At 66.9% G+C, this 17,719-nt stretch carries 19 protein-coding genes and 2 riboswitches; of the genes, 9 read left to right on the top strand and 10 right to left on the bottom strand.

Translation table 11 applies throughout. From position 1 onward, the window contains the following. Positions 1-27: 27 nt before the first annotated feature. From dapF to ACN0V4_RS19600, 3 genes are read left to right on the top strand one after another with little or no spacing between them, the layout of a single operon-like run. Positions 28-876, top strand: a complete 849-nt coding sequence (gene dapF / locus ACN0V4_RS19610; RefSeq protein WP_417679275.1) for a diaminopimelate epimerase — start codon at positions 28-30, stop codon at positions 874-876. After that, positions 873-2,129, top strand: a complete 1,257-nt coding sequence (gene mtaB / locus ACN0V4_RS19605; RefSeq protein ID WP_417679273.1) for a tRNA (N(6)-L-threonylcarbamoyladenosine(37)-C(2))-methylthiotransferase MtaB — start codon at positions 873-875, stop codon at positions 2,127-2,129. The genes dapF and mtaB overlap by 4 nt, the downstream gene beginning before the upstream one ends. Positions 2,130-2,149: 20 nt before the next feature. Continuing rightward, the gene (locus tag ACN0V4_RS19600) at positions 2,150-2,326 is read left to right on the top strand and encodes a hypothetical protein (protein ID WP_417679271.1); all 177 of its coding nucleotides are present in this window, start codon (positions 2,150-2,152) and stop codon (positions 2,324-2,326) included. Between the two features lie 174 nt (positions 2,327-2,500). Here the strand turns inward: ACN0V4_RS19600 and ACN0V4_RS19595 are convergent, their stop codons facing one another. The 5 genes from ACN0V4_RS19595 to ACN0V4_RS19575 form a co-directional block, all read right to left on the bottom strand. After that, a complete protein-coding gene (locus ACN0V4_RS19595) occupies positions 2,501-3,295 on the bottom strand; it encodes a cytochrome c1 (protein WP_417679269.1) in 795 nt (264 codons plus the stop codon). Between the two features lie 17 nt (positions 3,296-3,312). Beyond that, entirely contained in the window at positions 3,313-4,665 is a 1,353-nt protein-coding gene (gene petB, locus ACN0V4_RS19590) for a cytochrome b (RefSeq protein ID WP_417679267.1), read from the bottom strand. A gap of 15 nt (positions 4,666-4,680) precedes the next feature. After that, the gene (petA, locus tag ACN0V4_RS19585; protein WP_417679265.1) at positions 4,681-5,244 is read right to left on the bottom strand and encodes a ubiquinol-cytochrome c reductase iron-sulfur subunit; all 564 of its coding nucleotides are present in this window, start codon (positions 5,242-5,244) and stop codon (positions 4,681-4,683) included. A 213-nt stretch (positions 5,245-5,457) separates the two neighbouring features. Beyond that, positions 5,458-6,057 carry a glutathione S-transferase gene (locus tag ACN0V4_RS19580; protein ID WP_417679263.1) on the bottom strand — a complete coding sequence of 200 codons (600 nt, stop codon included), beginning with the start codon at positions 6,055-6,057 and terminating at the stop codon, positions 5,458-5,460. A 65-nt stretch (positions 6,058-6,122) separates the two neighbouring features. Then, complete coding sequence (locus ACN0V4_RS19575) at positions 6,123-6,740, bottom strand: FMN-binding negative transcriptional regulator (protein WP_417679261.1); 618 nt, start codon at positions 6,738-6,740, stop codon at positions 6,123-6,125. A gap of 55 nt (positions 6,741-6,795) precedes the next feature. Then, a riboswitch (FMN riboswitch) is annotated at positions 6,796-6,951 on the top strand. Between the two features lie 76 nt (positions 6,952-7,027). Here ACN0V4_RS19575 and ACN0V4_RS19570 point away from each other — a divergent pair. Then, on the top strand, positions 7,028-7,474 hold the full coding sequence (locus ACN0V4_RS19570; RefSeq protein ID WP_417679259.1) for a 6,7-dimethyl-8-ribityllumazine synthase: 447 nt from the start codon (positions 7,028-7,030) through the stop codon (positions 7,472-7,474). A gap of 228 nt (positions 7,475-7,702) precedes the next feature. On the opposite strand, the gene ACN0V4_RS19565 is transcribed toward ACN0V4_RS19570, so the two are convergent. The 3 genes from ACN0V4_RS19565 to thiB are packed head-to-tail and all read right to left on the bottom strand — an operon-like array spanning position 7,703 to position 10,909. Then, positions 7,703-8,401, bottom strand: coding sequence for an ATP-binding cassette domain-containing protein (locus tag ACN0V4_RS19565; RefSeq protein ID WP_417679257.1), 699 nt, complete (start codon positions 8,399-8,401; stop codon positions 7,703-7,705). Then, positions 8,388-9,947 carry a thiamine/thiamine pyrophosphate ABC transporter permease ThiP gene (locus ACN0V4_RS19560; RefSeq protein ID WP_417679255.1) on the bottom strand — a complete coding sequence of 520 codons (1,560 nt, stop codon included), beginning with the start codon at positions 9,945-9,947 and terminating at the stop codon, positions 8,388-8,390. The genes ACN0V4_RS19565 and ACN0V4_RS19560 overlap by 14 nt, the downstream gene beginning before the upstream one ends. Next, complete coding sequence (gene thiB, locus ACN0V4_RS19555; protein WP_417679253.1) at positions 9,923-10,909, bottom strand: thiamine ABC transporter substrate binding subunit; 987 nt, start codon at positions 10,907-10,909, stop codon at positions 9,923-9,925. The genes ACN0V4_RS19560 and thiB overlap by 25 nt, the downstream gene beginning before the upstream one ends. A gap of 34 nt (positions 10,910-10,943) precedes the next feature. Beyond that, a riboswitch (TPP riboswitch) is annotated at positions 10,944-11,043 on the bottom strand. 277 nt (positions 11,044-11,320) lie between these two features. Here thiB and aroC point away from each other — a divergent pair. The 3 genes from aroC to ACN0V4_RS19540 are packed head-to-tail and all read left to right on the top strand — an operon-like array spanning position 11,321 to position 14,032. Beyond that, positions 11,321-12,436, top strand: a complete 1,116-nt coding sequence (gene aroC / locus ACN0V4_RS19550) for a chorismate synthase (RefSeq protein WP_417679251.1) — start codon at positions 11,321-11,323, stop codon at positions 12,434-12,436. Then, entirely contained in the window at positions 12,429-13,091 is a 663-nt protein-coding gene (locus ACN0V4_RS19545; RefSeq protein WP_417679249.1) for an HD domain-containing protein, read from the top strand. Before aroC ends, ACN0V4_RS19545 begins: the two co-directional genes overlap by 8 nt. Further along, entirely contained in the window at positions 13,088-14,032 is a 945-nt protein-coding gene (locus ACN0V4_RS19540) for an AEC family transporter (protein ID WP_417679248.1), read from the top strand. The genes ACN0V4_RS19545 and ACN0V4_RS19540 overlap by 4 nt, the downstream gene beginning before the upstream one ends. 157 nt (positions 14,033-14,189) lie before the next feature. On the opposite strand, the gene ACN0V4_RS19535 is transcribed toward ACN0V4_RS19540, so the two are convergent. Continuing rightward, positions 14,190-15,692: a malonate--CoA ligase gene (locus tag ACN0V4_RS19535; RefSeq protein ID WP_417679246.1), complete on the bottom strand. Its 1,503-nt coding sequence runs from the start codon at positions 15,690-15,692 to the stop codon at positions 14,190-14,192. Between the two features lie 95 nt (positions 15,693-15,787). Between ACN0V4_RS19535 and ACN0V4_RS19530 the strand changes: the two genes are divergently transcribed. Together ACN0V4_RS19530 and cobO are read left to right on the top strand one after the other, a co-directional pair. Then, entirely contained in the window at positions 15,788-16,723 is a 936-nt protein-coding gene (locus tag ACN0V4_RS19530; protein WP_417679244.1) for a DMT family transporter, read from the top strand. A 52-nt stretch (positions 16,724-16,775) separates the two neighbouring features. Then, positions 16,776-17,381, top strand: coding sequence for a cob(I)yrinic acid a,c-diamide adenosyltransferase (cobO, locus tag ACN0V4_RS19525; protein WP_417679242.1), 606 nt, complete (start codon positions 16,776-16,778; stop codon positions 17,379-17,381). A gap of 3 nt (positions 17,382-17,384) precedes the next feature. Here the strand turns inward: cobO and ACN0V4_RS19520 are convergent, their stop codons facing one another. Then, the gene (locus tag ACN0V4_RS19520) at positions 17,385-17,627 is read right to left on the bottom strand and encodes a hypothetical protein (RefSeq protein WP_417679240.1); all 243 of its coding nucleotides are present in this window, start codon (positions 17,625-17,627) and stop codon (positions 17,385-17,387) included. Positions 17,628-17,719 lie beyond the last annotated feature (92 nt).

The following is a 17,719-nucleotide window of genomic DNA, read 5'->3' as shown; positions in this document are numbered from 1 at the left end:
CTGGATTCCCCATCGGCGCAGGTCTATATGCCCGCCATGACCCAGAGCGCGACACAGACCCTGCCCTTCATGAAGATGCACGGACTCGGCAACGATTTCGTCATCATCGACGCACGCCTGCAGCCCGTCTACCTGCCGCCGCGGCTGGTCCAGGCCATCGCGCACCGCAACTTCGGCGTGGGCTTCGACCAGCTCGCCGTGATCCACCCCGGGCGGGACGGCGCCGACGCGCATCTGATCTTCTACAACGCCGACGGCTCCACCTCGGCCGCCTGCGGCAATGCCACCCGCTGCATCGCCCGCCATCTGATGACCGAAACCGGCCGCGACGCGCTGACGCTGACCACCGAGCGCGGCAGGCTCTATGCCCGCGACGCCGGCAATGGGCTCACCTCGGTCAACATGGGGCAGCCGCAACTGCGCTGGGACGAAATCCCGCTGGCGCATGAGATCGACACGCTGCGCCTGCCGATCGAGGGAGAGCCCACCGCCACCGGCATGGGCAACCCGCATTGCACCTTCTTCGTCGAGGATGCCGAGACGGTGGATCTCGAGGCGCGCGGCGCCGCGATCGAACACCATCCGCTCTATCCGCAGCGTACCAACGTGCAATTCGCCAGCCTGATCGGCCCCGATCATCTGCGCATGCGGGTCTGGGAACGCGGCGTCGGGCCGACGCTGGCCTCCGGCTCCTCCTCCTGCGCCACGGCGGTGGCGGCGGCGCGGCGCGGGCTGACCGGCCGCAAGGTGACCATCGAACTCGACGGTGGCACGCTTCAGATCGACTGGCGCGACGATGGCGTCTGGATGACCGGCCCGACAATGCATGTCTTCTCCGGGCAATTCACCCCCGAGTTCCTGAAGAGCGTCGGATGAGCGCGCCCGTCTTCACCACCCTTGGCTGCCGGCTCAACACCTATGAGACCGAAGCGATGAAGGAACTCGCCCGCGAGGCGGGGGTGGAGAATGCGGTGATCGTCAATACCTGCGCGGTCACCTCCGAGGCCGTGCGCAAGGCGCGGCAGGAAATCCGCCGGCTGCGCCGGGAAAACCCCGAGGCGCGGATCATCGTCACCGGCTGCGCCGCCCAGACCGAACCGGAAACCTTCGCCGCCATGGCCGAGGTCGATCAGGTCATCGGCAATACCGAAAAGATGCAGCCCGCCACCTGGGCCGGCATGGCCGCAGATTTCATCGGCGAGACCGAACGCGTGCTGGTCGACGACATCATGTCGGTGACCGAAACCGCCGGCCATCTGATCGACGGCTTCGGCACCCGGTCGCGCGCCTATGTCCAGGTGCAGAATGGCTGCGATCACCGCTGTACCTTCTGCATCATCCCCTATGGCCGCGGTAATTCCCGCTCGGTCCCCGCCGGGGTGGTGGTCGATCAGATCAAGCGGCTGGTCGGGCGCGGCTATAATGAAGTCGTGCTCACCGGCGTCGACCTGACCAGCTGGGGCGCCGATCTGCCCGGGGAACCGCGCCTGGGCGATCTGGTGATGCGCATCCTGCGGCTGGTGCCGGATCTGCCGCGCCTGCGCATCTCCTCGATCGATTCGATCGAGGCCGACGACAATCTGATGCAGGCGATCGCCACCGAACCCCGGCTGATGCCGCATCTGCACCTGAGCCTGCAGCACGGCGACAACCTGATCCTCAAGCGGATGAAACGCCGCCACCTGCGCGAAGATGCGATTCGCTTCTGCGAAGAGGCCCGCCGCCTGCGCCCCGGGATGACCTTCGGCGCCGATATCATCGCCGGTTTCCCGACCGAGACCGAAACGCATTTCGAAAACTCGCTGAAGCTCGTCACCGACTGCGACCTGACCTGGCTGCACGTCTTCCCCTATTCCAAACGTCCCGGCACCCCGGCCGCGCGCATCCCCAGCCAGGTGAATGGCGCCGTGATCAAGGACCGCGCCGCCCGGCTGCGCGCGGCAGGCGATGCCCAGGTTGACAAGCACCTGGCGCAACAGATCGGCCGCCAACATCACATCCTGATGGAAAACCCGCATATGGGCCGGACCGAGCAATTCACCGAAGTCCGATTCGCCACCGCCCAGACCGAAGGCGCCCTGGTCACCGCCACCATCATTGGCAGCGACGGCACCCAGCTTCTGGCCTGATCCGCGCAAAGGTCCCCCCGATGGCGCTCATCCTGTTTCTGCACGGCGCCTCGAGCAGCGGCACCTGGACCCCGGCCGCTTACCCCGACTGGCGCGCCGCCCGGCCCGGCTTCTTCTCCGGGTTTCACCGCGCCCTCGCCCGGCGGCAAGCGCCCCTGCCCCGCTCCACCTTCTTCGCCGCGCCCAAAGCGCCCTGAAAACGCCTGGCGGCCACGGCCCGCGCAGCGCGACATCCCGCCTTTTTCTAGCTGCAAATATCCTGGGGGTGAGGGCCGCAAGACCCGAGGGGGCAAAGCCCCCTGCCCCGCCCCAAAAGAAAACCCCCGCCGATGGGGCGGGGGGTCTCGGTTCATTTCGTCAGAGCGTGGCGATCAGGCGCTGTGTTTCTTGCCCTTGATCGGCGCCCAGATGCGCTTGTTGGTCAGATAGAGCAGCGCCGCCAGGATCACCAGGAAGATCACCCCGACCAGCCCGGTCTGCTTGCGCGCCATCATCTTCGGCTCCGCCGCCCACATCAGGAAGGCGGCGACATCCTGCGCCTCATGATGCAGCGAATTGGGATGGCCGTCGGCGAATTCCACGTCCTCACCCGCCAGCGGCGGTGCCATGGCGATCCAGCCGGTCGAGAAGGCGTGGTTCTCATAGAAGACCTTGCCCGCCTCTTCCTTCTGCTCACCGGTGAAGCCGGTCAGGATGGCGACGATATATTCCGGCCCGCCGATCCCGTTGAACAGCTGGCTGATCCCGGTGCCCAGCGGCCCGTGGAATCCGGCGCGCGCCTTGGCCATCAGGCTGAGGTCGGGTGCGCCGGCCGAGGTATTGGCCGGGAAGTTGTCGGTGGGATTCGCCGGGCGGGTATCGTCAAGCTCGGGGTCGAAGACCTCGAAGTTCTGCTCCGCATAGGCGCGCACCTGGTCTTCCGGCAGCGCCGGCCCGCCCTCGTCCGCGAGCGAGCGGATCGGCACGAACTTCATCCCGTGGCAGGCGGCGCAGACCTCGGTATAGATCTGCAGCCCGCGCTGGAGCTGGTTCTGGTCGTATTTGCCGAACGGACCCTCGAAGGAGAAGGCGACATCCTCCATATGCCCGCCGGCGCCGGCCGCATGACCCGCCACCGGGCTCAGCGCCAGGGCAAGGGAGGCGGCGATCGCAAATTTCTTCAGCATCTTATCCATCCCTTCTCTCACTCGGCCGGAGCCGCTTCGGCCCCGGACACGTCGGCCTTCGAGGATGCCGTGCCATAATGGGCGTTGAAATCCTCTTCGATGGTGGCGGGAATGGGGCTGGGCTTTTCGATGACGCCGAGGACCGGCAGGATCACCAGGAAGTAGGCGAACCAATAGGCCGCCGCCACCAGCGAGATCGAGGCATAGGGCTCTTCCGCCGGCATGCCACCCAGCCACATCAGCACGAAGAAGTCGATGACCAACAGCAGGAACCACCATTTGAACATCGGCCGATAGGCCCCCGAGCGCACCGAGGAGGTGTCGAGCCAGGGCGCCAGGGCCATCGCCAGGATGGCGCCGAACATGGCGATCACCCCGAAGAACTTGGCGTCAACGATGCCACCGGTGACGAAGGAGGCGAATTGCACGATCCAGACATCCGAGGTGAAGGCGCGCAGGATCGCGTAGAACGGCAAGAAGTACCATTCGGGCACGATATGCGCCGGCGTCGCCAGCGGGTTCGCCTCGATATAGTTGTCGGGGTGGCCCAGATAGTTCGGCATGAAGCCGACCACCGCCCAGAACACCACCAGCACGATGGCGAGACCGACGAAGTCCTTGATCACGAAATAGGGCCAGAACGGCAGCGTGTCCTTCTGCGCCTCGGCCTTCGACCCGCGGCGCACCTCGACCCCGGTGGGGTTGTTGTTGCCGGTGGTGTGGAAGGCCCAGATATGGACGATCACCAGCGCGGCGATCACGAAGGGCAGCAGATAATGCAGCGAAAAGAAGCGGTTCAGCGTGGCGTTCGACACCGCCGGCCCGCCCAGCAGCCAAGTCTGCAGCGCCTCGCCCACGAAGGGGATGGCACCGAACAGCCCGGTGATCACCGTCGCGCCCCAGAAGGACATCTGCCCCCAGGGCAGCACATAACCCATGAAGGCGGTGCCCATCATCAGCAGGTAGATCAGCATGCCGACGATCCAGGTGATCTCGCGCGGGGCCTTGTAGGACCCGTAGAACAGGCCACGGAAGATGTGGATATAGACGGCGACAAAGAACAGCGAGGCGCCGTTGGCGTGCAGATAGCGCAGCATATAGCCGCCGTTCACGTCGCGCATGATATGTTCGACGCTGGCGAAGGCCAGATCGACATGCGGGGTGTAATGCATCACCAGCACGATGCCGGTAACGATCTGCAGCCCCAGACAGAAGGCCAGGACAATGCCCCAGATCCACCACCAGTTCAGGTTTTTCGGGGTGGGGATCATCAGCGTGTCATAAAGCAGCCCGACGATCGGCAGACGGCTGTTCAGCCACTTTTCTGCACCGGTCTTGGGCTCGTAATGGTCGTGCGGAATTCCGGACATGAGAAGGAGCCTCCCTTACCCCAACTTGATGGTGGTTTCGTCGACGAATTCCGCCAGCGGAATCGGCAGGTTGCGCGGCGCCGGCCCCTTGCGGATACGGCCTGCGGTATCATAGTGCGAGCCGTGGCAGGGGCAGAACCAGCCGTCGTAATCGCCCGAGTTGTTGCCCAGCGGCACGCAGCCCAGGTGGGTGCAGACTCCCATCATGACCAGCCATTCGCCGGCCTCGTCGAGGGTGCGGTTCTGGTCGGTGGCCGGCGCGTCGCCGGACAGGTTGCTGTTCTCGGCGTTCTGATCCACCAGCGCGCTCAGCTCGACGGCGCGGCCTTCCTCGATCTCCTTCTCGGTGCGGCGGCGGATGAACACCGGCTTGCCGAGGAACTTGATGGTGATCTGGGTGCCGGTCTCGACCCCGCTGACATCGACGCGGATCGAGGACATCGCCTGCACGTCGGCCGAGGGGTTCATCTGGTTGATCAGCGGCCAGATCGCGGCACCGGCGGCAACTGCCCCCGCCCCTGCGGTGGCGTAAAAGAGGAAATCTCTCCGGGTGCCTTCGTTGTCTTCTGCGTGGGACACGAGGTTTCTCCAAATTCCAGGCCCGCGAGGGGCAATGAGCGCAGGCATCACTGGCGTGATGCCCTCAGTCTTAGCGTGCGTAGTTACCGATCAGAACGCCTGCCGTCCAGCCACCTTGGTCATTCCAGGTCGCTTTCAAGAGGTCTCCTGACGCAGAATGGTCACATATGCGTGACCGATCAAGCCCCTTAATTTTATGGCTCAAATTCATCTTTAGGGCCGGGTCGCCACCATCGAGGGACGCATCTCGAACTCGGCGTACCAGGCGGCGAGCTCCGGGCATCTCTCCCGCCAGTCCCGCGTCGGATGGCGGAAGTCGAGATAGCCCAGCGCACAGCCCACCGCGATCTGGCCAATGTCGAGCGGCCCAGACAGCCGATCCATCATCCGGTCGTTGATCGCGCGAATCCCGCCGAAGGCCTTGCCCCATTGCGCCTCGACCCAGGGGGCATAGATCATCTCTTCCGGCCGCACCCGGCCCTCATAGACCATCAGCACGGCGGCCTCGAGAATTCCGTCGGCGGTGGCCTCGAGCGTCAGCACATCCCAGATCCGATCCTCGGGATAGAGCCCCGCAGCGACCCGCGCATCGAGATATCGGGTGATCACCCGGCTGTCGTAGATTGTACGACCGTCCTCCAGTACCAGTGCCGGAATCTTGCCCAGCGGATTGGCCGCCCAGACCTCCTCCGCCGTCTTGACCGGCGTGGTGGCCACCGGGATCTCCTCGATCTCCCCCTCCTGGCCGGTCTCGATCGCCACCACCCGCACCTTGCGCACGAAGGGCGAGGCTGGCGACATGATCAGCTTCATCAAAACGAACTCCTCCTGTCGTTTCCGGGACGACCCTAGGCGCAGCCTCGGCCGCTGTCTACTGTCTACACCTGCCGCATCAACCGGACGAGCGCCGCCAGCTCCGCCCCGATCCCGGCGACCTCGATCCCATCGGCGGCAGCCAGGCGCGCAGCGGCGTCCTTGTTCTGGCCCAGCTTCCAGGTGCCATCCACCGCCTCGACCCTCAGCCGTACCGGAACGATCGCCCGCATCATCCGCTCCAGGGCCTGCGGCTCCATCTTGGCACTGCGCCAGGGCGCCTTGGGCAAAAGCCGCTCTTCGAACAGATCTGACAGCCGGTCGAGCAGCGCCGCCAGCTCCTCCTGCGGGCGCGGCTCCAGCACGCCGGTCAGATGCACGGCGACATAATTCCAGGTCGGCACCTGATCGTCGATCCCGTACCAGTCGGGCGAAACATAGCTGTCAGGCCCGCTGACGGCGAGCCGCGCGGCAAGCGGCGCCGTGAGCGCCCGCGCGATCGGATTGGAGCGGACCAGATGCAGATCGGCCACCTGCCCGTCCTCCGACAGGACAAAGGGCACATGGCTCAGCATCGGCGCGGCCTCCGCCGCCGACACCGCCAGAACGCCAAAGCTGCGCGCCCGGGCAAAGGCCAGGTTTTCCGCCGCGCTGGCGGTATGAAAGACCGGATTTGGATGCATCGCGACGTCTCCTTCGCGACAGTCTTGAAAGCTCCCGCGCGACTTGGCAAGCTGAAGGCGTTCTCAGGGCGGGGTGAAATTCCCCACCGGCGGTATGCGGGGCCAGACCCCGTGAGCCCGCGAGCGGCCCCTTTCGCAACCGATCGGGGTGTCAGCAGATCCGGTGAGACGCCGGAGCCGACGGTCACAGTCCGGATGAAAGAGAACGTGCGCCCCGCCCGGTCCGCCGGAGGGGACGCCCGTGATCGCCTTGGGTGACGTGTCTGAACCTAAAGGAGAGATCTGAAATGACACCCACCCGCTTCGCCTTTGTCAAAGCCCAGTGGCACGCCGATGTGGTCGACCGCGCGCTTGACGGCTTCCTGCAACTGATCCCCGCCGATCAGGTCGATGTCTTCGACGTGCCCGGCGCCTTCGAGATGCCGCTGCTCGCCCGCGATCTGGCGGCGACCGGCCGATATGCCGCCGTGGCCTGCGCCGCGCTGGTGGTCGATGGCGGCATCTACCGCCACGACTTCGTCGCCCAGGCGGTGGTTGACGGGTTGATGCGCGCCGGGCTCGACACCGGGGTGCCGGTGCTCTCGGTTTCGCTGACGCCGCACCATTATCAGGAAACCCCGCAGCATACCGAGTTTTTCCGCGCCCATTTCGTCCAGAAGGGCCGTGAGACCGCCGAGGCCGCGCTCGCCATCACCAGGGCCCGCGCCGCTCTTCTGCCGCTGGCCGCGGAATGATGCCGCGCCGGAGGGACAACCCTCCGGCCGCTCATCGCTGACGCTCCTGGCTCGAATTGCGGTCGCGCGAAGCGTCGCATTTTGCGATTGCCGTGTTTCGCAGATCAATGCCCCCGTTCGCGGCTGAAAACGGTCCACTGGACCGTTTTCCGGGCGCAGCTCACCCCCGTCTTTTTCTAGCCTTAAATATCCCGGGGGAATCGCCGCAGGCGATGGGGGCAGCGCCCCCTACCCTTCCCCCAGATAGGCCCTGAGCACCGGCGGCGGGGTATCGAGCAACACCGCCACCGGCTGCGGCGCCGATGCCACCCCATCGGCCACCAGAATGGCCTGATCGGCGATCCGCCGGGCGTCGGCGGGGTCGTGGCTGATCATCATCAGCGTGGCGCCGCTCTCTTCCGCCAGCTCGGCGACCAGCTCCAGCATCTCCACCTTCAGCGCCGGGCCCAGCGCCGCGAAAGGCTCGTCCAGCAACAAAAGCGGCTTGCTCTGCAGCAATACCCGCGCCAGCGCCGCCCGGCTCTGCTGCCCGCCCGACAGCTCGGCGGGCCGGCGCGCCTCCAGCCCCTCCAGCCCGACCCGTGCCAGCGCCTGCCGCACCCGATCCCAATGCGCCGACGTCAGCCGCAGATCGGGACTGAGCCCGAGACCCGCGTTCTGTGCCACGCTCAGATGCGGAAACAGGTTGCCGTCCTGAAACAACATCGCCACCGGCCGCGCGCCCGGGGCGTCACGGCTGATGTCGCGCCCGTCCCAGAGGATCCGCCCCGCCGCCAGATCGCGAAACCCGGCGATCGCCTCAAGAAGCGTGGTCTTGCCCGCCCCCGAAGGGCCGATCACCGCCACCCGCGCCCCGGTCTCGACCTGCCAGTCGGCGCGCAGGGTGAAATCGCCCGACCGGATCTGCACCCCCTCAAGCCTCAGCATGGCGGCGCCCTCCGCGGTCGAAGAGCCAGAACACCAGCACCGAAAGCGCCAGCAACAGCAGCGCCGCGCCGGCCGCAGCCTCCATCCGATAGGCGCCCATCAGGCGATAGATCTGCAAGGGCAAGGTGGCGACCTCCTGATCGGCAAAAAGTGCGATGACCCCCAGATCGCCCATCGACAGCGCCGCGGCAAGACCGGCGGCGAAACCGATCTGCGGCCGCATCCGGGGCCAGAGCACCAGCCGCAGAAACCCCAGGCGCCCCATGTTCAGGCTGAGCGCCAGACGCCCGAAATCGCCGATCACCGCCCGCGCCTGCGGCACCAGGATGCGCAGCGCGAAGGGCAGCGCCATCAGCGCGTTGACCAGCGCCGTCACCGGCAGCGCCAAGGCCGCCGGATCGGCAAAGGGATAGATCACGATGAAGGCGCCGGTGCCGATCACCAGGGGCGACACTGCCATGCCCAGAAGCCCGGCGCCCTCGACCCAGCCGGGATGACGCACAAGCGCCACCGCCACCGCCATCGGCAGGGCGATCAGCAGCAATATCACCGTGCTGCCCGCCGCGATCAGCAGCGAATTCAGCGCCGCCCGCCAGACACTGGCCGGCAGGGCAGAGAGGCCTGTCACGCCCTCGGCCGTGATGGCGGCAAGCGGCAGCAGCAGGAACAGCGCGGCGAGCCCGATCGCCAGCCAGTCCTGAACCTTCAGCCCCCGGCCGCCGGCATCCCATCGCCGGATCGCGCGATCGAGGCCGGCGCCGAAGCCTTCCCCCATCGCCGCGCGCAGGGCCAGCGCGGCAGCCGCGCCGGTCAGGGCGATCTGCAGCACCGACAACAGCGCCGCACGGCCCAGATCGAAATCGAAGCGGAAGGCCTGATAGATCGCCAGCTCCACCGTCGTCGCGCGCGGGCCGCCCCCCAGCGTCAGCGCCACCGCGAAGGAGGTGAGGCAGATGGCGAAGATCACCGCCAGCGCCCCCGGCGCCACCCTGCGCAGCATCGGCCATTCCAGCAACCGCCAGATCGCCGCCGGCCCGGCGCCAAGCTGGGCGGCCAGACGAAACCGCTCTGCCGGGATTTCCTGCCAGCCCTGCAGGATCAACCGTGTCGCCAGCGGCAGGTTGAAGAAGACATGTGCCAGCACCACCCCATGCAGCCCATAGATGCGCAGCGGCGGCAGGCCGACCAGGCCCAGGCCCTGGCTGATCCAGCCCGAGCGGCCGAAGACGGCCAGAAGCCCCAGCACCGCGACGATCACCGGCAGGATGAAAGGCGCCCCCATCAGCGCGATCAGCGCGGCGCGGCCCGGGAACCGCCGTCGCGCCAGGGCCCGCGCCACCGGCAGGGCGAACACCACGCTCAATCCCGCCGACAGCGCCGCCTGCAGCACGGTAAAGCGCACCGCCTGCCAATCGGCGGGCCCAAGACCGATCCCGGTCTCCGCCCGCCAGAATACCGCCGCCAGCGCGCCGAGGATCAGCACCGCGACGCCAAGCGCCGCGACGATCCCCGGCGCCGGGCTCAGCGGCCGAGCGCGGCGAGCCATTCGGCCAGCGCCGGATCGCGCAGCGCCGCCGCCTCATCCGGCGAGAACAGCAGCGCCTTCTTGGGCTGGGTCAGGGTTTCGAACCCCTTGGGCAGCCCCTCGGCCGGGGTGACGGCGGGATACATCCAGTTGGTGGTCGGGATCACCGACTGGAAGGCGTCGGTCACCATGAACTGCAGGAACTGATCCGCCAGCTCCGGCTGATCGGAGGCCGCCAGCTTGCCGGCGACCTCGACCTGCATGTAATGGCCCTCGTCAAACAGCGCGGTGGTCTTGCTGTCGTCGCCTTCCGCGATCAGGTGATAGGCCGGCGAGGTGGTATAGGAGAGCACCATGTCGGCCTCGCCATCCAGGAACAGCCCGTATGCCTCGGACCAGCCCTTGGTGACGGTGACGATATTGTCGGAAAGGCCTTTCCAGATCGCCGGAGCCTCATCGCCATAGGCGGCCTTCACCCACATCAACAGACCCAAGCCGGGGGTGGAGGAACGCGGATCCTGGATCACGATCTTCAGATCGCTGTCGGCGAGTTCGCGGAAACTGTGCGGCGCGGCCAGATCGCGGTTCTGCACGAAGGCGAAATAGCCCCAGTCATAGGGGATGAACTCATCATCCGACCATTCGACCGGCAGGCTGTAATCGGCTTTGACCGAGACCGGCGCGAACAGCCCGGTCGACCGCGCCGCCGCGGTCAGGTTGGTATCGAGGCCAAGCACCACATCGGCCTCCGACCGCTTGCCCTCGAGCCGCACCCGCGCCAGCAGCGCGGCACCATCGCCGGCGGCGACGAATTTCAGATCGCAACCGCATTGCGCCTCGAAGGCCTTCTCGATCGCCGGGCCCGGGCCCCATTCGCTGACGAAACTGTCATAGGTATAGACGGTCAGCACGGGAGTCTCGGCGGCGGCCATCTGGCCTGCTGCGCTGGTGATCAGTCCCGCTGCAAATGCAAGATACTTCATGGCATCCTCCTTTGCGGCGTCGGGGCAAGGTGGAGGCATGTCCATAAACCTTCCCTCCGCCGGTATGAGCCGGTTCAGGTTCAACGGGTTCGCGCAATGCATCTCAGCCCGATCAGGCACCCCGAGGTGGCGCCGACCCTATGCGCGGGGAGGATATGAGGCAAGCGGATTGACGGCTCGGGCCCCGGTCCCTGATCGGAACGCGCCTGCGGCGCGTGCCTCCGGCGGCCGTATTTGGGCCGAGAAGAAGCTGGAGACCCGCCCGGATTTGGCTGCCGGAGGCACGCTGTCAAAGGGCGGTATCCGCTGGCGGCCCGGCCTTGGCTGCCCCGGCCCGGTCGGCACCAGCCCGTGAATCCGCTTGAGCCACACGGCGCGCGCCGCTAATCACCGCAGCAAAGGAGAGCCCCCATGTCCATCAATACATTCGGCCATCTCTTCCGCGTCACCACCTGGGGCGAAAGCCACGGGCCGGCGCTTGGCGCCACGGTGGACGGCTGCCCGCCGGGCATCGCCATCGACGAGCCGATGATCCAGCGCTGGCTGGACCTGCGCAAGCCCGGGACCAGCAAATACACCACCCAGCGGCGCGAACCCGATGCGGTCAGGATCCTCTCCGGCGTCTTCGAGGGGCGGACCACCGGCACGCCGGTGCAGCTGATGATCGAGAACACCGACCAGCGGTCCAAGGACTACTCCGAAATCATGGAGAAGTTCCGCCCGGGTCACGCCGATATCACCTATTGGCAGAAATACGGCATCCGCGATTATCGCGGCGGCGGGCGATCGTCGGCGCGGGAAACCGCGGCGCGGGTCGCCGCCGGCGGGCTGGCGCGCGCCGCCCTGTCGGACCTGGCGCCGGGGATCGAGATTCAGGGTTACATGACCCAGATCGGGCCGCACGGGATCGATCGGGCGCGCTTTGACGCCGAAGCGATCGGCCAGAACCCGTTCTGGTGCCCGGATGCGGAAGCGGCGGAGACCTGGGCCGGGTATATGGACGCCCTGCGCAAATCCGGCAATTCGGTCGGCGCCATCGTCGAGGTGGTGGCGCGCGGCGTGCCCGCCGGCCTTGGCGCGCCGATCTATGGCAAGCTCGACACCGATCTGGCCGCTGCGATGATGTCGATCAACGCCGTCAAGGGCGTCGAGATCGGCGAGGGCATGGCCGCCGCGCTGCTGACCGGCGAAGAGAACGCCGACGAGATCTTCATCGGCCCGGACGGCAAACCGGCCTATTCCTCGAACCACGCCGGCGGCATTCTGGGCGGCATCTCCACCGGGCAGGAGATCGTGGTGCGCTTTGCGGTGAAACCGACCTCCTCGATCCTGAAGACACGGGCGACCATCACCAAATCCGGGCAGGAAACCGAGATCATCACCAAGGGGCGGCACGACCCCTGCGTCGGCATCCGCGCGGTGCCGGTGGGCGAGGCGATGATGGCCTGCGTGATTCTCGACCATATCCTGCTGAACCGCGGCCAGATCGGCGGCGCGGTGGGCGAGACCCGGGGCCGCATTGGCTGACCTCGACGGGTTGCGCGCGCGGCTGCGGCAGATCGCGGCCGATGGCATGGCGCAGGACAGCGCCCATGATCTGACCCATCTCGACCGGGTCTGGGCCAATGCCCGCGCCATCGCCGGGAACGATGTCGACGGAGAGGTTCTGCTGGCGGCCTGCTATCTGCACGATCTGGTCAACCTGCCGAAGGACAGCCTCGACCGCGCCCGCGCCTCGACCCTCGCGGCCGAGGCGGCGGCGCCGGTCCTGCGCGATCTGGGGTTCGGCGAAGACCGGATCGCCGCCGCCCAACACGCCATCGCCGCGCATAGCTTCTCGGCCGGCATCGCGCCGGAAACGCCAGAGGCGCGGGCCCTGCGCGACGCCGACCGGCTGGATGCGCTGGGGGCGGTGGGCATCGCGCGCTGCTTCGCGGTCTCGGGCGCCCTGGGCCGCGCGCTCTATGATGCCGCCGATCCCTTCGCCGCGGCGCGCGATCTGGATGACCGCCGCCAGACGCTCGATCATTTTCGCGTCAAGTTGCTGAGGCTTCCAGCCGATATGCTGACCGAAGGGGGGCGTACCCTTGCGCAGACCCGCGCCGCGCGCATGATCCGCTTTCTCGAAGACCTCGCCGAGGAAATCGGCGCCGACCTGCCGCCAGACTGGGCCGCTTCATGAGTGACATCATCAGCATCACGGCGCCGATCTATGCCGCCGTCCTGATCGGCTATATCGTGGTGCGTATCGGCTGGTTCACCACCCGCGACATGCAGATGCTGGGGCAATATGTGCTGAACCTGGCGCTGCCGGCGCTGCTCTTCACCTCGCTCGCCACCCGGCCGCTCACCGCGGTGCTGCAGACCGATTACCTGCTGGTGATGGTGGTTGGCGGGCTTGTGACCATGGCGCTCAGTTTCAGCTGGTTCACCCTTGCCGCGCCCGATCCGCTGCGCCGGGCCCTGGCGGTGATGGGATCGGCCTGCCCGAACTCGGGCTTCATCGGCTATCCGGTGATGCTCTTGATCTTTCCCGATCAGGCCGGCGTCATCCTGGCGCTGAACCTGCTGATCGAGAATGTGGTGCTCATCCCCACCGGGCTGGTGCTGATGGATCTGGCCTCGGGTCGCGCCGGGCTGTCGCCGTTCCGGCTGATCATCGGCGTGCTGAAGGCGCTGCTGCGCCGCCCGATGGTGATCGGCATGATCGCCGGGCTGATCGTCTCGGCCACCGGGTTTGAGCTGCCGGCGCCGATGCTGCGCCTGAGCGGCATGTTCGGCACTTCGGCCGCAGCGCTGTCGCTGGTGGTGATCGGCGGCTCGCTGGTCGGGCTGCCGCTGAAGGGCAACAGGCAACTCGCCGGCCAGATCGCCGCCGCCAAGCTGCTGCTGCATCCGGCGATGGTGGCGCTGGCCGCCGCGTTGCTGCCGACGCTCGGCCTGATCGTGCTGGCGCCCGAGATGCGGATCGCCGCGATCCTGTCGGCGGCGATGCCGATGTTCAGCATCTATCCGATCCTGGCGCAGGAACGCGGGCTTGGCGGCGCGGCCGCCATCGCGCTTTTGCTGGCGACCGCCTTCGCCTTCGTCACGCTGAACGTCTTCCTGGCCTGGCTGACCTGAGGCCCGGCAGCGACCCAAGAGGGGGCTGCCCGCCCCCGTCGCCCTGACGGGCGCCTCCCCCCGGCCGTATTTTCACCGAGAAGAAGCCTGGGCGCGGCCCCACCGCTTCTTCTCGTTCCAAATACGGCAAGACCTGCGGCCGCCGCCGGGCGCAGCCTCAGCCGAGAAGCTCGGCATAGGTGTCGCGCAGCGCCTTCTTCTGCACCTTGCCCATGGTGTTTCTGGGCAGCGCGTCGACCATCACGATGGTCTTGGGCTGTTTGAACTTGGCGAGCTGCCCGTCGAGCGCGGCGGCGATCGCCTCGGGCGTGGTCCCATCGCCTTCCTGCACCACCACGGCGACGACGCCTTCGCCGAAATCGGGATGCGGCACGCCGATCACGGCGCTTTCCAGCACGCCGGGCAGATCGTCGATCAGGCTTTCGACCTCTTTCGGATAGACGTTGAAACCGCCGGTGATGATCAGATCCTTGGCGCGGCCGACGATGCTGACATAGCCGTCGGCGTCGATCATCGCCATGTCGCCGGTGATGAACCAGCCGTCCGGGCGCAGCTCCTCGGCCGTTTTCTCGGGCATCTGCCAATAGCCCTTGAAGACATTGGCGCCCCGCACTTCGAGCACGCCGATCTCGCCCGCCGGCACCTCTTTGCCCTCATGCATCACCCGCGCCTCGACGCCCGGAAGCGGAAAGCCGACGGTGCCGGCGCGGCGCTCGCCCTCATAGGGGTTGGAGCAGCTCATGTTGGTCTCGGTCATGCCATAGCGTTCGAGGATGCGGTGGCCGGTGCGCGCTTCCCATTGCTCATGGGTATCGACCAGCAGCGGCGCCGAGCCGGAGATGAAGAGCCGCATGTTCGCGGCGCGCTCTCGGGTCAGGCGCGGATCGGCGAGAAGCCGGGTGTAGAAGGTCGGCACCCCCATCAGCGCGGTGGCCTGGGGCATCGCCTTGAGGATCCCGTCGGCGTCGAAGCCTTTCAGGAAGATCACCCGCGCCCCGGCGAGCAGCGCCACATTGGTGGCGACGAAAAGCCCATGGGTGTGGAAGATCGGCAGCGCATGGATCAGCACGTCTTGATCGGTGAACTGCCAGTAGTCCTTGAGCATCTCGGAGTTCGAGGCAAGGTTGGCATGGCTCAGCATCGCGCCCTTCGATCGCCCGGTGGTGCCCGAGGTATAGAGGATTGCGGCCAGATCGTCGGGGCCGCGCGGCACCGGGGTGAAGCTGCCGCGCCCGACCACAGCGTCGATCAGCGTGCCCTGCCCCTTGGCATCGAGCGTCATCACCCGCGCGTCGCCGGCAACCGCTTCGATCGCCTCGTATTTCGCCGGATCGCAGACCACCACGCGCGGGGTGGCATCGCCGAGGAAATAGGCGACCTCGGGCGTGGTATAGGCGGTGTTCAGCGGCAGGAAGACCGCCCCAGCCATCACCGTGCCGAGATAGAGCTGGATCGCCTCGATGGTCTTTTCCACCTGTACCGCCACCCGGTCGCCGGGGTGCACCCCCATCGCCACCAGCGCCGCCGCATTGCGCTCGGCGCCGGCGAAAAGTTCGCCGAAGGTCATGCTGGCGCGGGCCGGGAAGGTGGCGAAATTGCGCGTCTCATGGCCGACCGAGGCGGCGTGCAGGCGGGCGATCAGATAGTTGTCGTCATACATGGGGGGCTCCTTCTCCTTCCTGCCTTTTTGCGCCCGAACCTCATGCAAAATCAAGCGATTGATCTTTTCAGACAACCGTGATCAGGCTCACGTTCATGGCACAGTCCCTCACCTCGCATCGTCCCGGCCTTGCAATCACGCTGAAACTCAGCTCGATCTTGCTGTTTTCCATCATGTCGGCGCTGATCAAGGCCTCCTCCGACGCGGTGCCGCCGGGCGAGGCGGTGTTCTTCCGCTCGTTCTTCGCCATCCCGGTGATCCTGATCTGGATCGCCGCGCGGGGCGAGCTGCGCAGCGGTCTGGTGACCGAACGACCGATGCTGCATTTCTGGCGCGGCGTGATCGGAACCGCGTCGATGGGGCTGACCTTTGCCGGGCTCGGCCTTTTGCCGCTGCCCGAGGTCACCGCCATCGACTATGCCACGCCGATGCTGGTGCTGGTGCTGGCGGCGGTGATGCTGGGCGAGAAGATCCGGCTGATCCGCATCTCGGCGGTGGTGATCGGCATGGTGGGGGTGCTGATCATGCTCTGGCCGCGACTGGGCAGCACCACGGCGGACAGCGCGGCGACGCTTGGCGCGATGCTGATCCTCGGCGCCACTGCGCTGAAGGCGCTGGTGCAGATCCATATCCGCCGGATGGTCGAGACCGAGCGAACCTCGGCCATCGTGTTCTATTTCTCCTCCACCGCGGCGGCGCTGGCGCTGCTGACCATCCCCTTCGGCTGGGTGATGCCCGACGCGCTGACCGCGACGCAGCTTGTCATGGCCGGGCTGGTCGGTGGCGCGGCGCAGATTCTGCTGACCTCCTCCTATCGCTTCGCACCGGCCTCGATGTTGACGCCCTATGAATACAGCTCGATGCTCTTCGCCATCCTGATCGGCTATCTCTGGTTCGACGAGGTGCCGACGCTGATCATGATGGCCGGCGCCGCGCTGGTGATCGCCGGCAACGTGCTGGTGGTCTGGCGCGAACATCATCTGGGGCTGACCCGCGCCAAGGTGCGCGCGGTGAGCGATCCCAAGGGGTGACGCCGGCGCCCGAGGCGCTATGTTCCACCCCGAAGATCAGGAGGATATGCCGATGACCGAGACCGACACCGAGACCCACAAGGCGAAGATGCAGAAGCTGCAGGCCGAGCATCGTGCCAAACTGGCCGAGGCCGGCGATCCCGAACGCGGGCTGGTGCTGGTGCATACCGGCAAGGGCAAGGGCAAGTCGTCCTCGGCCTTCGGGGTGGTGGTGCGGGCGCTGGGGTGGCGCAAATCCGTCGGCGTGGTGCAGTTCATCAAGGGCAACTGGATCACCGGCGAGCGGCAGTTCTTCGAACGCCTCGGCGGGGTTGTCTGGCACACCATGGGCGAAGGCTTCACCTGGGACACCCAGGACCGCGACCGCGACATCGCCGCGGCACAGGCCGCCTTTGCCAAGGCGCGCGAGATGATGGAGAGCGGCGATTTCGATCTGATCGTGCTCGACGAGATCAACATCGCCCTGCGCTATGGCTATCTCTCGGCCGAAGAGGTGCTCGAGGGGCTCAGGGCCCGCTCCGACCGCACCGGGGTGATCCTGACCGGCCGCGACGCGCCGGCCGAGATCTGCGATTACGCCGATCTGGTCACCGAGATGACCGAGGTGAAGCACCCGTTCCAGGCCGGCATCAAGGCCCAGCGCGGGGTGGATTTCTGAGCTTCAGTCGCGGCGGCGGAAGGCGATCAGCCCCGCCTCCGCCGCGATCCGATCCTCGCTGGCCCGCTGCGCCGGACCCGATTGGCTGGATCTGGTCCCGAGGGAGACCACATTTGGCTGCGACCGGATATGCGCCTGTTGCCGGCAGGTCTGCGCGATGGCCGAAAGAAGCCGCGGCGAGAGGCCACAGCCGAAGCCTTCGGCGGCGCGATGCATCGCCAGCAGATCATCGAATGGATCCCGCATCTTTGCCTCTCCCGCCTGGGACGCCGGCTGCGGCGTCCGGTTCGTTTCCGGGATGACGGCGGGTTTCCCTGGCGGCTTGCGCCGGATCCCCC

The sequence above is a fragment of the Pseudodonghicola sp. genome, from assembly GCF_048268305.1.
Classification (GTDB): domain Bacteria; phylum Pseudomonadota; class Alphaproteobacteria; order Rhodobacterales; family Rhodobacteraceae; genus Pseudodonghicola.
Note: the sequence above shows the minus strand (reverse complement) of the source record. Positions and strands in the feature narration are given on the sequence as shown.